Here is a 13,973-nt window from a genome sequence, read left to right on the forward strand (position 1 = left end):
TCATCTGGTTGCCGATTTTTTCTTGCCGACTGAGCCGGGAGTTTGATCTGGGCGCAACTGCGCCAGCACCTGCTCCAGCGTGTCCCTGCGCACACCGGCCCGCAACGCGTCGGCTTCAGCCTGTTCGCGACGCTCCCGCTCCTTCGTTAGATCGGCGCGAGCACCGCCCAATTCTGCCCGTACAGCTTCCAGCGTCTGGGTATCTTGCGTCCAGCGCGTCTGCAAGGCTTGGTGCTCGATGGCCGTGAGCCGCAGCGCGTCCAGTTCCTTCTGCCGATCGTCTGCATCCTGCCGCACTTGGGTCAGTTCCCGCTCCAGGCGTGTGTGGCGCTCCAGCCACTGCCCGTTGTCGCGATTGAGCTGTACCAACTCGTGGTTCTTGGCGGTCAGCGCCTCGTTGGCATGGCGTAGCGCGACCTGCAACTCCTGCACCTGGTGCTCGTGGCGGCGCTGTTCCTGCTCCCGCTGGTCCTTGACCGAGGTCCGGTAGTGCTCCAGCGCCTCGCGGGCGTGCTGGTGCTTCTGTTCCAGCGACTGCGCATGGGCCTCGTGCTCGGCCAGGCGTGTGGTCAGGCCGGCGATGCGCTCGCCGAGCTGGGCGACCTCGGTGACACGGTCGGCCAGGGCCTGCCGGGTGGTCGCGTGAGCGGTCTTTTCGTCGTGCAACGCCGTTTCGTTGCCCTGGAGCTGGGCGCTCAAGGCCACGGCTTCCTGCTGCGCACGCTCCAGTGCTTGTCCGCGCTCCTGCAACTGCGCCTCGAAACGCTGCTGGGCCTCGGCAACAACGGTCTCAGCCTCCTCGTGCAGACGTCCGGCGAGCCGCCCGATCAGGTCCTGTAGCGCCTCACTGACAGCGACTTTCGCGCCCAAGCCTTGCCCTTCCTCTTCCTCCAGTTCCTTCAGATAGCGGTGGATGGTGGTCTTGGAGCCGGTGTTGCCCAATGCCACCCGCACCGCGTCCACCGACGGGTGCTTGCCCTGCACCCGCAGCGCGTCGCGGGCCTTCTGTACATCGCTCTTGTACAACCCAGCACGGGCCATGGCCGCCTCCCCGGACGATTTCGTAATGTATTACATACCATGTAATTACATATCGTTTCAACCACGTGAATCATCGAGCTTTGGCTGTAAATTTAGGCGGGATAATAGTAGTTTATCCCGCCTGATGCTCCACAGGTGGTGCCCGACGGCTGCCAGACAGTACGAAATGGCCTGTACCGGGAACTTTCGGGATTCAATGCACTTCCAAGCGAACAGCCCGCAGTACACTAGATCGGCGATGCTCCAGCCCTTGGCCCCTCTCACGCAAAGTCTGTCCATGGCTTCCGCTCGCCACGGCGCGACGTTGTGTTGCGAGAGAGGTCCATGAAGTTGCGCGTGCTCCGGACTCGATCGCTCCGCCTTCGCTTTGCTTGGCTGGCGTTGCTGGCGCTGTTGTTCCAGCAGGTCGCGCTGGCCGCCTACGTGTGCCCAGTCAGCGAGACGCCACCGGAGCCGAAGGCGATGATGGCCGGCTGCGAAGGCATGGAAATGCCGGACCCCACTGCGCCGGTGCTGTGCGACCAGCACTGCCAACGTGAGCATGTCACCAATCCTGATCTCAAGGCCCCGCAGGTGCCGCCGCTAGCACTGCCGGCGCTGCATTTCACCCTGACCGAAGCCCTGCTGACGCCGGTGCAGGACCAGCACTACGAAGACGTACCGACCTGCCGGTCCGATCCCCCGCCGGCGCAGCGCTTCTGTAGCCTGCAGATCTAGACCCCGACCGCACCCCGTCCCCGCGCTGCCGATCACGGCGGCGCGCTCGTCGTTGTGTGCTCGGAGGTCTCATGTCCTTTTCTTTCTCGCTGCACCGCTGGTGCGGCACTTGTCGCTGGCCCGTGTGGGCCCTCGCCATCGGTTTCGTTGTCACGCCCGCCTGGTCCATCGCGGCTGGCATCTCTTTCAATGACGCGCAGCGGCTGGCGGCCGAACGCGCTCCTTTGCTCAAGGCCCGCCAAGCGCAAATCGCGGCCACGCAGGAAGAAGCCGCCCGCGCCGCCGCCTTGCCCGATCCCAAACTGACGCTGGGTCTGACCAGCTGGCCGGTCACCGGTCCCGACGCGTTCGAATTCCGCGCCGACGACATGACCATGAAGCAGATCGGCGTGATGCAGGAATTCCCGGCTCGTGCCAAACGCCAAGCGCGTCAGGCCGTAGCCGATCGCGGGATCGAGCAAGCGGAAGCGTTGTCAGTGGCCGAACAGTTGGCGGTTCGACGCGGCACGGCCGAGGCCTGGATTGCCCTGTGGGCCGCCCAGCGCGAAGTAGTCGCGCTGCAGACCCTGCGGGAACCGGCTTCCATCGCCGTGCGCACAGCCGAGGCGCGTTTGACGGGTGGCACTGGCACGGTAACTGACACTCTGGCCACGCAAGCTGCGGCGCTGGAACTGGAAAACCGGATCGATGCCGCGCTAGCCACGTTGGAAGCCTCTCGCGCTGGCTTGGCGCGGTGGCTCGGTGTGGATCCGGCGGATATGGACGCCGAAGACGCACCGCCCGAGTTGACGGAACTGCCCGTCGCCCCGGCCACGCTGCTGGCCTCAATCGACCGCCAAGGACCACTGCTGCCGTGGCGCTCACGCGAAGCCCTGGCCGAAGCCCAAATCGATGCTGCCATCGCTGAGAAGCGACCAGACTGGAGCCTCGGTGTGACCTATGGGCAACGCGACCGAACATCGGGAGGCGTATCGCGTAGCGACATGCTGATGGTCGAATTCGCTGTCGACCTGCCGCTGTTCCCCCGCAATCGGCAGGATCGAGGCGTGGCAGCACGGCGAGCCGAATTGGATGCGGTGTCCGCTGAACGCGAGGATGCTCGTCGCGTCCAGATCGAAGTCGTCCGCCGCGCTTTGGCCGACTGGCAGGGCCTGCAACGTCAGGTCACCCGCAAGGAAACCCAATCCCTTCCGCTGGCCCACGACCGCGCGAAGACAGCGTTGGCTGCCTATGCCGGCGGCGGTGACCTGCAACCGTGGCTGGAAGCGCGCCGCGACGAAATCGAACTGCACATCGAGCACGCCCGCCATCTGGGCGAACTCGGCCGCGCCTGGGCAGCGTTGGCCTATCTACTGCCCGCGGAGACCACGCCATGACATCCACGACGAACCGTTTGATGTTGGCGGCAGCCGCTGCTGGGCTGCTGACCGTGGGACTCGGTGCCGGCTACTGGTGGACGCAGCGCCATGCCGGCCACGACCTGAAGCAAACGGCCACGCCAATGGCGAGCCAGACCGAGCGCAAGGTCCTGTACTGGTACGACCCGATGGCGCCGGACCAGCACTTCGACAAGGCCGGCAAGTCGCCCTTCATGGACATGCAGTTGGTGCCCAAGTACGCCGACGAAGTCGCCGGCGGCAGCGTGCGCATCGACGCCGGATTGCAGCAGAGTGTCGGCATCCGCACTGCGCAAGTCGAAATCGGCCGCTTGGCGTCCACGGTGCGCGTGCCGGGCACGCTGACCTGGGATTTGCGTCAGGAATCGGTGGTGAGCGCCCGCGTCGAAGGCCTCGTAAGCCACGTGCAGGTGAAAGCCCCGTACACGAAGGTAGCGCGCGGCCAGCCGCTGGCCTCGCTGCTGGCACCGAGTTGGAGCAGTGCACTGGCCGAGGCGCGGGCCTTGCGCCAGGCGCAGTCGGCTTCGGCGCGGGAACTACAGTCTGCCGCCCAGCAACGCCTGCGCGTGTTGGGCGTGCCTGGCGGCATGGCCCGCGACGGCAGCGTAACGCTGAGCGCACCGAAACACGGTGTCGTCACCGAAGTGCTCGCCCGCGAAGGTCAGACGGTGATGCCGGGCACACCACTATTCCGCATCAACGGCACCGACACGCTGTGGCTGGAAGCGGCGATCCCGCAGGCCAGTGCGATGGCGTTGCGTCCTGGTACTCCGGTGGAAGCCGTCGTCAGCGCAGCGCCTGGTCAGACGTTCGTCGGTGAGGTCGAAGCGCTGTTGCCGCTGGTCGATACCACCAGCCGCACACAGCGGGCGCGCATCGTGCTGCGCAATCCCAATGGCGTCCTGGCGCCTGGCATGTTCGCCGAGGTGACGCTGCAACCACAGGATGGTGCCGCAGTGCCGCTGGTACCGACCGAGGCACTGATCGCCACTGGTGCCGATAGCCGCGTGATCGTGCAAGACGCCGACGGCGGCTTCCGTCCCGTCCGGGTGCGCGCCGGACGCAGCAGTGGTGGGCGCACGGAGATCCTCGCCGGGCTTACTGGCCGCGAGAAGATCGTGGTCTCAGGCCAGTTTCTGATCGATTCGGAGGCGAGTCTGTCCGGTGCGCTGGAACGCCTGAATGACACCTCCACCAAACCAACGCCAACCACGAGCGCCCCCAGGCCGGGCTTGCCGATGGGAGACCGGCAATGATCGCCGCCCTGATTCGCGCCGCGATTACGCATCGCGTGTTCGTGCTGTTGGCCGCACTGGTCTTGGCCCTGATCGGCACATACTCGGTGACGCGCACGCCGATCGATGCGCTGCCCGATCTGTCCGATACCCAGGTGATCATCCGCACCAGCTACCCGGGCCAATCGCCGCAGGTGGTCGAGGATCAGGTCACTTATCCGCTGGCTACCACGATGCTGTCGGTGCCTGGCGCGACGACGGTGCGCGCCTTCTCGTTCTTCGGCGACTCCTACGTCGACGTGCTGTTCGATGACAGCACCGACCTGTACTGGGCGCGCTCGCGGGTGCTGGAGTACCTGAGCCAGGCACGCGATCGCCTGCCGGCCGGCGTCACGCCCGCGCTCGGCCCCGATGCCACGGGACTCGGCTGGATCTACGAATACGCGCTGGTCGATCGCACCGGCCAACACGATCTTGGCCAGTTGCGTGCGCTGCAGGACTGGTTCCTGCGCTATCAGCTCAAGACCGTGCCGAATGTCGCCGAAGTGGCGACTTTGGGCGGTATGGAGCGCGCGTGGCAGATCGTGCCCGATCCGCAGGCGCTGGCCGCCCGCGGCGTCACCGTGGCGCAGTTGGTCGATGCGGTGCGCAACGCGAACGGTGCTAACGGGGGCTCGGTGATCGAGCAGGGCGAAGCAGAGCTGATGGTGCGCAGCGAAGGCTACCTGAAGAGCCGCGTGGACTTCGAAAACGTGCCGGTCACCACCGACGCCAGCGGCGTGCCGGTGCTGCTGCGTGACGTGGCGGTTGTGCGGCGGGGTCCGACGTTCCGCCGCGGTCTCGCCGAGTTGGACGGGCAAGGCGAAGTGGTTGGCGGCATCATCGTGATGCGCACGGGCAAGAATGCGAAGGCCACCATCGCCGCCGTGAAAGCACGGCTGGCGGAACTGCAGCGCAGCCTGCCGGCCGGCGTCGAGATCGTGCCCACCTATGACCGCTCGCGGCTGATCGACGCCGCGGTGAGCAATTTGTGGAGCAAGTTGTTCGAGGAATTCCTGGTGGTGACGCTGGTCTGCGTGTTGTTTCTTGTGCACCTGCGCTCGGCGCTGGTAGCCGTGATCACGCTGCCGCTGGGCGTACTGGTCGCCTTCATTGCACTGCATCTGCAAGGCGTCACGGCGAACCTGATGTCGCTCGGTGGTATCGCGATCGCGATCGGCGCGATGGTGGATGCGGCGATCGTGATGATCGAGAACACCCACAAGCATCTGGAGCATTGGCGTAACGCGAACGACGGACGTGAACCACAAGGCGCAGAACGGTGGTCGCTGATCGCCGACGCTGCCGCCGAGGTGGGGCCCGCGTTGTTTGTGAGCCTGTTGATCATCGCGCTTTCGTTCGTGCCGGTATTTGCGCTGCAGGGACAAGAAGGCAAGCTGTTCAAGCCGCTGGCTTTCACCAAGACCTACGCGATGGCTGCAGCAGCCGGGCTCGCGGTGACGCTGGTGCCGGTGCTGATGGGCTATCTGATTCGCGGGCGTATTCGGCCGGAACACGCCAACCCGCTCAACCGCGGCCTGATCGCGTTGTACCGGCCGATCCTGGAAGCGGTGCTGCGCTACCCGAAAGTGACCCTGACGTTGGCCGGGGTATTGCTGCTTACCGCGCTGCTGCCGCTCAGCCGGCTCGGCAGCGAGTTCATGCCCGCGATGGATGAAGGCACGTTGTTGTACATGCCCACGGCACTGCCGGGGCTGTCCGCCGGCAAGGCCTCGCAACTGCTGCAGTTGACCGATCGAATGATCAAGACCGTGCCCGAGGTCGATCATGTGTTTGGCAAGGCGGGGCGAGCCGAAACGGCCACCGATCCGGCGCCGCTGGAAATGTTCGAGACCACGATCACCTTCAAGCCGAAGGACCAGTGGCGGCCCGGGATGACGATGGACAAAATCAAGGCGGAACTGGACAAGGCGGTACACGTGCCGGGACTGACGAACCTGTTCGTGCCGCCGATCCGCAACCGCATCGATATGCTCTCCACCGGCATCAAGAGCCCGATCGGCATCAAGGTGCTGGGTAGCGACCTGGCCACACTGCAAAATGTGGCCGATCGGATCGAGACGGTGGCGAAGACCGTGCCCGGTGTCAGCTCGGCAATTGCCGAACGCCCGACCAGTGGGCGCTACGTCGATGTGCACATCCGTCGTGATGAGGCGGCACGCTACGGGCTGTCCCAACAGCAATTGCAGCAGTTGATCGCGACGGTGGTGGGCGGTGATCCGATCGGCCAGACCGTCGAAGGGCGCGAACGCTATCCCATCGTGGTGCGCTATCCGCGTGCCGAGCGCGACTCGATCGAGGCCTTGCGACAACTACCGATCGTCGCCGCAAACGGCGCCCAGCTCACGCTGAGTCAGGTGGCCGACATCGCGGTGGTTGCAGGACCATCCATGCTGAAAAGCGAGGGTGGCCAGTTGGCTACTTATGTCTACGTCGATACGGCCGGCAGCGATTTGGGCACGGTAGTGGCCAATCTGCAACATGCGGTGGCTAGACAAGTCAAATTGCCGCCGGGTACGACCGTGGCTTGGTCCGGTCAGTTCGAATATCTGGCCAGTGCCATGGAAAGGCTCAAGGTGGTGGTGCCGATTGCGCTGGTGATCATTTTTTTATTGATCTATGCCGTTTTCCGAAGCGTGAGCGAAGCCGCGCTGATCATGGCCAGCGTGCCGCTGGCACTGGTCGGCGGACTATGGCTGATCTGGTTGCTTGGTCATGCGGTGTCGGTGGCCACGATCATCGGCTTCATCGCGCTGGCGGGCGTCGCAGCCGAGTTTGGGGTGGTGATGCTGTTGTATCTGCACCATGCCTGGGAGCACCAACTTGCGCTCGATCCCCACGCAGACCAGGAAGCGCTGGATGCAGCGATCCGCGAAGGTGCCGTGCAGCGCGTGCGCCCGAAGGCGATGACCGTCGCGGTCATTCTCGCCGGTTTGTTTCCGATCCTGCTCGGCCACGGTGCCGGTTCGGAAGTGATGCAGCGCATTGCCGCCCCGATGATCGGCGGCATGGTCACTGCGCCACTGTTGTCCATGCTCGTGATTCCGGCCGCATACCGGTTGCTGCACGGCCGCGCCTTGACTCGCCGCCGTTCGTCCACCCCGTCATCCCATGTCATCACAGGAGAACACCAATGAAGATCCCCGCCTATCTCATCACCACTTTGCTTCTGGCAGGCTGCTCGCAGGCCCCTGACAACACCGAAGCGGTGCAGGCCGCGCCCACAGAGCAGATGCCGATGTCCGAAGCCGAGCAAGCGAAAACACCGGCCGAAGCGTCCGCTGCCGTGACGGCGTCGGCAACAGGCACCGTGCAAGCAGTCGATGCCGCAGCCAGCAAGATCACCATCGCGCACGGCCCGGTAGAGGTGCTGCAATGGCCGGCGATGACGATGGCCTTCAAAGCCACACCCGAGCAGATCGCCTCAGTGCGGGCCGGTCAGAAAGTGCAGTTTGAGTTCACTGCCGAAGGCATGAACGCCACGATTATCCGGGTCCAGTCCATCCAATAATTGATCCAAGCCTTGATGAAGCGCGGCGCCACCGCGTCCGATAGTCAGCTTGTGATCGAAGTTAGGGTGTTGGAGAGTCGCATATCACCTGAATTAAGCCGAGCCGCGAAGCGGCTTCGGCTTGAATGAACTGTTAGCCATCACTGCGGGTAGATGAAGTCACTGCTCTCAGAAGGCACGCTCTGCAAAAAGTGAGCGAGCGCTCCTAGCGACTCAGCCCAGATGTGTGTGGCCTCTTCGCGTGTAGCGGAGTAGCCCGTGTTGATAAAAATTGTGCAAGTAAAACCAGACGAATTACTATATTCCGTGAATGTTGCGCCTTCCAGCTCCCAATTGAACGAAGTTGGTGCGGAAAAATTAGAAGTGTGCAAGAAGCGATCGAAGTGGAAGAATATTGGAAAGTAGTTCTTTGCGTCGGCAATAGCGGACTTAGAGTTTATTGCGAACTCAATATATCCGGAGTCTCGATGTCCTTGATCGTCGTCGATAGGCCCACTTACGCAGCCTACCGAGAACAAGCCTGTCTGATGAGAATTGATTGCAAGCGCCAGATCAAGCAAGGCCGAGTCTTTAGCTAGCTCAGGTATGGCGCGGAGCGCGGCCTCATCTCCTTTGACGTACTTAAAGCCATAGTTGGCGTCGCCATCCTCTCGCAGTACTCCATCACCGCCGTATGGTATGGGCTTGGCTCGATGCCTGATGCTCAAATAGTTGGAATGTCTAGTCATATTTGGTGTGATGGCTAACGATCCGTTAGGCAGTATGCCAAATGGCATCCTGAGACTCGCCTGCTCGGACTATGACGCCCGAAGTCGACGCTCGTACCAGGGCTGGGATCGATTGACGATCCTGACCACCGACAGCATTACCGGCACCTCGATCAGCACGCCCACCACGGTGGCCAGCGCCGCACCCGATTGCACGCCGAACAAGGCGACCGCGGTGGCGACGGCGAGCTCAAAGAAGTTGCTAGCACCGATCAGCGCTGACGGCCCTGCCACGCAGTGGGCGACGCCTAGCTTACGGTTGAGCAGGTAGGCCAGGCCGGAGTTGAAATACACCTGGATCAGGATCGGCACGGCCAGAATCGCAATGATCAGCGGCTGCTCGATGATCTGCCGGCCCTGAAAGCCGAACAACAGCACCAGCGTCGCCAACAGCGCGACCAGTGACACTGGCCCTAGTCGCGCGAGCACCGCATCCAGCCTCGCCTGACCACCACTGGCAAGCAGCCAGCGGCGAAGCAGGACGGCGACCGCGACCGGCACGAGGATGTACAGCCCGACCGAGAGCGCCAGCGTGTCCCACGGCACCGTGATCGACGACAGCCCCAGCAACAGGGCCACCAGCGGCGCGAAGGCGACCACCATGATGGCGTCATTGAGCGCGACCTGGCTCAGGGTGAAGTTCGCATCGCCGCGGCACAGGTTGCTCCACACGAACACCATCGCGGTGCACGGCGCGGCCGCCAGCAGGATCAGGCCGGCCATGTAGGAGTCGACCTGGTCGGGTGGCAGCCAGTCGGCGAACACATATCGGAGGAAGAACCACCCCAGCAGGGCCATCGAGAACGGCTTGACCGCCCAGTTGACGAACAGGGTGACGCCTATGCCGCGCCAGTGTTTGCCCACCTCCCGCATGGCGCCGAAGTCGACCTTCAGCAGCATCGGGATGATCATCAGCCAGATCAGGGCAGCTACTGGCAGGTTGACCTTGGCCACCTCCATGCGGCCAAGGCTTGCGAAGGCGTCGGGCAGGAAGTGCCCCAGACCGGTGCCGACCACGATGCACAGCCCGACCCAGAGGGTCAGGTAACGTTCGAACAACCCCATGCGGGGCGCTGCCTCAGCCATCGACGGATCCCTCGTCGTCAGGTTGCACGAAGCCGATACGATCGAGCGACTCCTTCAGAGCTGCACGGTCGTCCCAGATCTCGGCCGGCAACGCCAGCAGCGCCTGCAGGCGCGCCTTGACGATGCGGTGCGCCTGGCGGAACGCCTCTCGCTTGTCCTCGTCATTGCTCTCCACCGCGGCCGGATCGGGAAGCCCCCAGTGCGCGCGCAGGAAGTCGCCGAACACGACGGGGCAGGTTTCGGCCGCCGCCGAATCGCAGACCGTCACCACCAGATCCATCGGCGCCGCATCCGCTGTCGCGAACTCGTCCCAGGACTTGCTGCGCAGGCCGGCGGTGGCGATGCCCTCGGCCGCCAGCTGGCCCAGCGCGAAGGGATTGACCGTGCCCGTCGGCTGGCTGCCGGCACTGAAGACTTCGAAGCGATGGCCGGCCCAGGCGCGAAGCGTGGCTTCGGCCAGGACGCTGCGGGCGGAGTTGCCGGTACAGAGGAAGAGGACGCGACGCTTCACGGGGTGGGTTCCTTGATTGGGGAGGGGCTGAGGCGGCAGTCAGCAGGCGCGGGCGGTCGCCACACCAGGGCTGCAGCTCGTGTCTGAGGAGCCTGCGCAGCAGTTATGAGTCAGATAGGCGACCAGGACGTTCATGGCATCAAAGTTGGCGCGGTAACAAACGTTACGGCCCCGGCTCTCGCTGCTGATCAGGCCGGCATGCACGAGTTCCTTCAGGTGGAAGGACAGGGTGGCGCCGGGTACGGCCAACGCCTCGCCGATTTCGCCTGCCATGCGGCCGTCCGGACCGGCTTCGACCAGCAATCGGAAGATTGCAAGCCGGGTGGCGTGGCCCAGCGCCGTCAGCGCGGTGATTACCTGATTCGTTTCCATTTTTCTAGAATAATCGAATGAATATTGAACGGCAATCACCCCGAATCCAGCCCCCATCTCGAACAGAAAGCAGTGCTATGCGCGCATAGCGTCAGCGGGAGGGGCCACCCGACGCTGTTTTCTTACCGAACCCCTGCCAACCCTCTCTTCGGCTATTCGGTTGGCATCTCAGCTCCCAGTGAGCGGCACGAACGTGGGGCTAACTCTCCACACGGTCAACCACGTCATCAGAACCGAGCGCAGGCGGCCCAACGCACCGTCCATGCTCGTACTGTCCGGCAGCCCCCTGCTCGTGCAGCTTGCGGATGAAAAGGCCATCGAGCGCCACCGCCACGGCGGACGAATAGCTGCACTGTCAGCACCGACTTGGTCGTCCAGCGATTCAGAACCACACATCGCACCTCACGATCGATTGCACTCCTCCGCGCACGGCGTCAACTCTACCTGCAGTGTGACGTGGTGAACGTTGAACCGCCCCTCCAGCGTCTCGGTCAATGTGCGTCGCACCTGCTCTGCATCTACGCCGCCGTCCTGTAGCACCACGTGGGCGGTCAGGATCGGTTGCTGTGACCCCAGCGCCCATACGTGAAGGTCATGGATCTCGCGCACGCCAGGGCAGGCACGTAGCGCGCCACGAATCGCTTCTAGATCTATCCCTACCGGCACACCTTGCATCAACACATGGCCGGCTTGGCGCAGCAACGTCCAGGTGCGCGGGAGCACCCACAGGCCGATCAGCACGGCAATGATTGGATCGACCACGGTCCAACCGGTGAAGTGAATGACGAGCGCGCCCATAATCACGCCGACCGATCCCAGCATGTCGCTCCAGACCTCCAGATAGGCACCCCGCACGTTCAAGCTGGTGCCGCTACCGGCCTTGAGCAGGCGCATTGAGATCAGGTTCACCACTAGCCCGATGGTCGCAATCACCAGCATGCCTCCGGAGGCCACTTCTGGCGGCTGCCGAAAGCGACCCACCGCCTCCCACAGGATGTAGCCGGCCACGACGAACAGCAGGCCGCCGTTGATCATCGCGCCGATGGCCTCCATGCGGGCATAGCCGTAGGTACGTCTGGCGTCGGGCGGGCGCCGGCTGAGCCGCACTGCAAACAACGAGATCGCCAGCGCGATCACGTCGGTCATCATGTGCGCCGCGTCGGACAACAGCGCCAGGCTGTTGGTCAACAGGCCGCCAACGACCTCCGCGACCAGGAACGCCGATGTCAGGCCGAACGCCCACCACAGCGGCCTCTCATGCCTGATTTCGCTGGTGCCGTGATCGTGACCTGCACCCATCACCGGTCTCCTGTGACTGCTTGACCCACACGCCAGGCGTGGTCCACCGGATGGACGAAGACGGCCCCCGAGGGGAGGCCGCCAACGTGTCCTTTTTCTCGAATTAGCCCGACGACTTGCTCGACACGCGCGTCTTCGCAGTAGGCTTCCAGCCGGATCTCTGGCTCGCCCTCTGCGCCCATGTCCGGTCGCGTGATGGGTGCGTCGGGTTGCACGACGCCATGCGCACGACTGAGCGACAGGTGGTATAGGTCCGCTCGTTCAAGCGCACGCACAACCGGCCCGGCGTGGGAGGGATGGACGAATGCGACGATCAGTTTCATGGTGGTATCCCTCAAGCGCCCACACGCTCATGGCGTGTCGTTGATTGGCATCGATTGTTCGATCGTACTGACGTAGATCCAGCCCGCGTCTGCGTGGCCGGTACGCCCTACGGTCCGGAAAATCTCGGCCGCCTTCGCAACGTCATCGTCTTCACAGAACAACTCCATCTGTATTTCATTGATGACCTTGTCGCCCAACTCGACCGAGTACTGCTGCTCGCGCGCACTGAGTGCGCGTAGCAGGCCTTTCACGTCGAACAGGCTCAGTCGCTGGAAACCGGCAGCCTCCAGTGCGTGGATCAGATCAGTGACCCGGTTGCGGTGCACGAACGCCTTGATCTGTTTCATGGAGTGGTCTCCTGTGCTTTGCGCTCAGCGCGGTTTTCCAGCCATTCGTACAAGACGGGCAACAGGATCAGCGTCAGAAACGTCGAGCTGATCAGGCCGCCCACGACCACCGTCGCCAATGGACGCTGGGTCTCGGCGCCGACGCCGCTGGACAGCAGCATCGGCACCAGGCCCAGGATCGCGACGCTGGCCGTCATCAGCACAGGGCGCAACCGCAAGGCCGTACCTTGGATCACGGCCTCACGCACCGATCGTCCCTTGTCGCGCAACTCGTTGAGGAAGCTCACCAGCACGATACCGTTGAGCATGGCCACGCCGAACACCGCAATGAAACCGATCGCCGAGGGCACCGACAGATATTGGCCGGTTACAAACAGTGCGATCAAGCCGCCGATGGTGGCGAACGGCACGTTGGCCAGGATCAGCGCGGCATACTTGATCGAGTTGAACGCGGAATAGAGCAGCACGAAGATGAAGAAGATCGTGATCGGCACGATCAACGCCAACTTCGCCAAGGCGCGTTGCTGGTTCTCGAATGCGCCGCCCCACTCGATCCAGTAACCTGCGGGCAGTTTCACCTGCTGCTTGATCGCGGCCTCAGCCTCCTTGACGAAACCGTCGACGTCTCGGTCGCGCACGTCCATCTGGATCACGGCGTAGCGTTGCAATTGCTCGCGGCGAACGAAGGAGTAGCCTTCGGCCACACTCACGTCAGCAACCTCCGACAACGGCACCAGGGCACCGGCGGCTGTGCGCAACGGGATCTGCCGCAAGGCCTCGACCGAATCGCGTGTCGCATCGCTCAACCGCACCGCGATGTCGAACCGCTTCACGCCGTCGAGCAGCACGCTCACCGGCTCACCGCCCAGGCCATTGCGGACGATGGTCAGCACTTCCTCGGCGTTCATGCCGTGGCGGGCCAGTTCGTCACGATCGACCTGGATGCGGATCTGCGGCTTGCCGACATTGGCTTCCAGCGAGAGATCGGCCACCCCTTGCACCTTGCCGAGGACAGTCTTGAGCTGGCCGCTGATGCGGTCGAGTTCCTCCAGGTCTTCGCCATAGAGTTTCAGCGCCAAGGTCGCGCGCACGCCCGAGATCAGTTCCTCCACGCGCATCTGGATCGGCTGGGTGTAGCCCGGCACCACGTTGGGCACGACCTGTTCCAGCGTCTCCTGCATGGCTTCTTCGAGTTGCTTGATGTTTCGGCCCGAGGTCCACTCGTCCTCAGGTTTGAGGGCGGTGTAGATTTCCATGTAGTTGACGTCGGCAGTTTCGCCCTTCTCGGCGCGGCCGATCATCGCCA

General features: G+C 63.6%; 14 protein-coding genes. 5 read left to right on the top strand and 9 right to left on the bottom strand.

Features of this window, described 5'->3' with window-relative positions:
* Complete coding sequence (locus tag Q0X16_RS08230; RefSeq protein WP_291210801.1) at positions 1 to 1,041, bottom strand: DNA-binding protein; 1,041 nt, start codon at positions 1,039 to 1,041, stop codon at positions 1 to 3.
* A 336-nt stretch (positions 1,042 to 1,377) separates the two neighbouring features.
* Here Q0X16_RS08230 and Q0X16_RS08235 point away from each other — a divergent pair, with 336 nt between their 5' ends.
* The 5 genes from Q0X16_RS08235 to Q0X16_RS08255 all read left to right on the top strand — a co-directional run bounded on the left by Q0X16_RS08235 (position 1,378) and on the right by Q0X16_RS08255 (position 7,961).
* Complete coding sequence (locus Q0X16_RS08235) at positions 1,378 to 1,758, top strand: hypothetical protein (protein ID WP_297833070.1); 381 nt, start codon at positions 1,378 to 1,380, stop codon at positions 1,756 to 1,758.
* A 71-nt stretch (positions 1,759 to 1,829) separates the two neighbouring features.
* Complete coding sequence (locus Q0X16_RS08240; RefSeq protein ID WP_291210796.1) at positions 1,830 to 3,134, top strand: TolC family protein; 1,305 nt, start codon at positions 1,830 to 1,832, stop codon at positions 3,132 to 3,134.
* Positions 3,131 to 4,411 (top strand): efflux RND transporter periplasmic adaptor subunit, encoded by a 1,281-nt coding sequence (locus tag Q0X16_RS08245; protein WP_345780285.1) that lies wholly within the window; start codon positions 3,131 to 3,133, stop codon positions 4,409 to 4,411. The genes Q0X16_RS08240 and Q0X16_RS08245 overlap by 4 nt, the downstream gene beginning before the upstream one ends.
* Positions 4,408 to 7,587, top strand: coding sequence for an efflux RND transporter permease subunit (locus Q0X16_RS08250; RefSeq protein ID WP_297833072.1), 3,180 nt, complete (start codon positions 4,408 to 4,410; stop codon positions 7,585 to 7,587). The genes Q0X16_RS08245 and Q0X16_RS08250 overlap by 4 nt, the downstream gene beginning before the upstream one ends.
* Entirely contained in the window at positions 7,584 to 7,961 is a 378-nt protein-coding gene (locus tag Q0X16_RS08255; RefSeq protein ID WP_246373314.1) for a copper-binding protein, read from the top strand. The genes Q0X16_RS08250 and Q0X16_RS08255 overlap by 4 nt, the downstream gene beginning before the upstream one ends.
* A gap of 140 nt (positions 7,962 to 8,101) precedes the next feature.
* On the opposite strand, the gene Q0X16_RS08260 is transcribed toward Q0X16_RS08255, so the two are convergent.
* The 8 genes from Q0X16_RS08260 to Q0X16_RS08295 form a co-directional block, all read right to left on the bottom strand.
* The gene (locus Q0X16_RS08260; protein WP_297833075.1) at positions 8,102 to 8,668 is read right to left on the bottom strand and encodes a hypothetical protein; all 567 of its coding nucleotides are present in this window, start codon (positions 8,666 to 8,668) and stop codon (positions 8,102 to 8,104) included.
* 90 nt (positions 8,669 to 8,758) lie between these two features.
* The gene (arsB, locus tag Q0X16_RS08265; protein WP_291211168.1) at positions 8,759 to 9,793 is read right to left on the bottom strand and encodes an ACR3 family arsenite efflux transporter; all 1,035 of its coding nucleotides are present in this window, start codon (positions 9,791 to 9,793) and stop codon (positions 8,759 to 8,761) included.
* 13 nt (positions 9,794 to 9,806) lie between these two features.
* Positions 9,807 to 10,325: an arsenate reductase ArsC gene (locus Q0X16_RS08270; RefSeq protein ID WP_291210789.1), complete on the bottom strand. Its 519-nt coding sequence runs from the start codon at positions 10,323 to 10,325 to the stop codon at positions 9,807 to 9,809.
* Between the two features lie 39 nt (positions 10,326 to 10,364).
* Positions 10,365 to 10,697: a metalloregulator ArsR/SmtB family transcription factor gene (locus Q0X16_RS08275; RefSeq protein ID WP_291211164.1), complete on the bottom strand. Its 333-nt coding sequence runs from the start codon at positions 10,695 to 10,697 to the stop codon at positions 10,365 to 10,367.
* 402 nt (positions 10,698 to 11,099) lie between these two features.
* On the bottom strand, positions 11,100 to 11,996 hold the full coding sequence (locus tag Q0X16_RS08280) for a cation diffusion facilitator family transporter (RefSeq protein ID WP_297833076.1): 897 nt from the start codon (positions 11,994 to 11,996) through the stop codon (positions 11,100 to 11,102).
* Positions 11,996 to 12,319, bottom strand: a complete 324-nt coding sequence (locus Q0X16_RS08285; protein WP_291210785.1) for a P-II family nitrogen regulator — start codon at positions 12,317 to 12,319, stop codon at positions 11,996 to 11,998. The genes Q0X16_RS08280 and Q0X16_RS08285 overlap by 1 nt, the downstream gene beginning before the upstream one ends.
* 27 nt (positions 12,320 to 12,346) lie before the next feature.
* On the bottom strand, positions 12,347 to 12,667 hold the full coding sequence (locus Q0X16_RS08290) for a P-II family nitrogen regulator (protein ID WP_291210783.1): 321 nt from the start codon (positions 12,665 to 12,667) through the stop codon (positions 12,347 to 12,349).
* Positions 12,664 to 13,973 (bottom strand): efflux RND transporter permease subunit (locus Q0X16_RS08295; RefSeq protein ID WP_297833079.1); only part of this gene is annotated, 1,310 nt, incomplete at its 5' end. The genes Q0X16_RS08295 and Q0X16_RS08290, both read right to left, overlap by 4 nt.

This window comes from Thermomonas sp. (genome assembly GCF_025993755.1).
GTDB lineage: Bacteria > Pseudomonadota > Gammaproteobacteria > Xanthomonadales > Xanthomonadaceae > Thermomonas.

Coding starts and splice junctions, on each gene's coding strand:
- Q0X16_RS08275 (WP_291211164.1), bottom strand. CDS start 10,697: ATGGAAACGAATCAGGTAATCACCGCGCTGACGGCGCTGGGCCACGCC.
- Q0X16_RS08285 (WP_291210785.1), bottom strand. CDS start 12,319: ATGAAACTGATCGTCGCATTCGTCCATCCCTCCCACGCCGGGCCGGTT.
- Q0X16_RS08230 (WP_291210801.1), bottom strand. CDS start 1,041: ATGGCCCGTGCTGGGTTGTACAAGAGCGATGTACAGAAGGCCCGCGAC.
- Q0X16_RS08240 (WP_291210796.1), top strand. CDS start 1,830: ATGTCCTTTTCTTTCTCGCTGCACCGCTGGTGCGGCACTTGTCGCTGG.
- Q0X16_RS08255 (WP_246373314.1), top strand. CDS start 7,584: ATGAAGATCCCCGCCTATCTCATCACCACTTTGCTTCTGGCAGGCTGC.
- Q0X16_RS08290 (WP_291210783.1), bottom strand. CDS start 12,667: ATGAAACAGATCAAGGCGTTCGTGCACCGCAACCGGGTCACTGATCTG.
- Q0X16_RS08250 (WP_297833072.1), top strand. CDS start 4,408: ATGATCGCCGCCCTGATTCGCGCCGCGATTACGCATCGCGTGTTCGTG.
- Q0X16_RS08245 (WP_345780285.1), top strand. CDS start 3,131: ATGACATCCACGACGAACCGTTTGATGTTGGCGGCAGCCGCTGCTGGG.
- arsB (WP_291211168.1), bottom strand. CDS start 9,793: ATGGGGTTGTTCGAACGTTACCTGACCCTCTGGGTCGGGCTGTGCATC.
- Q0X16_RS08280 (WP_297833076.1), bottom strand. CDS start 11,996: ATGGGTGCAGGTCACGATCACGGCACCAGCGAAATCAGGCATGAGAGG.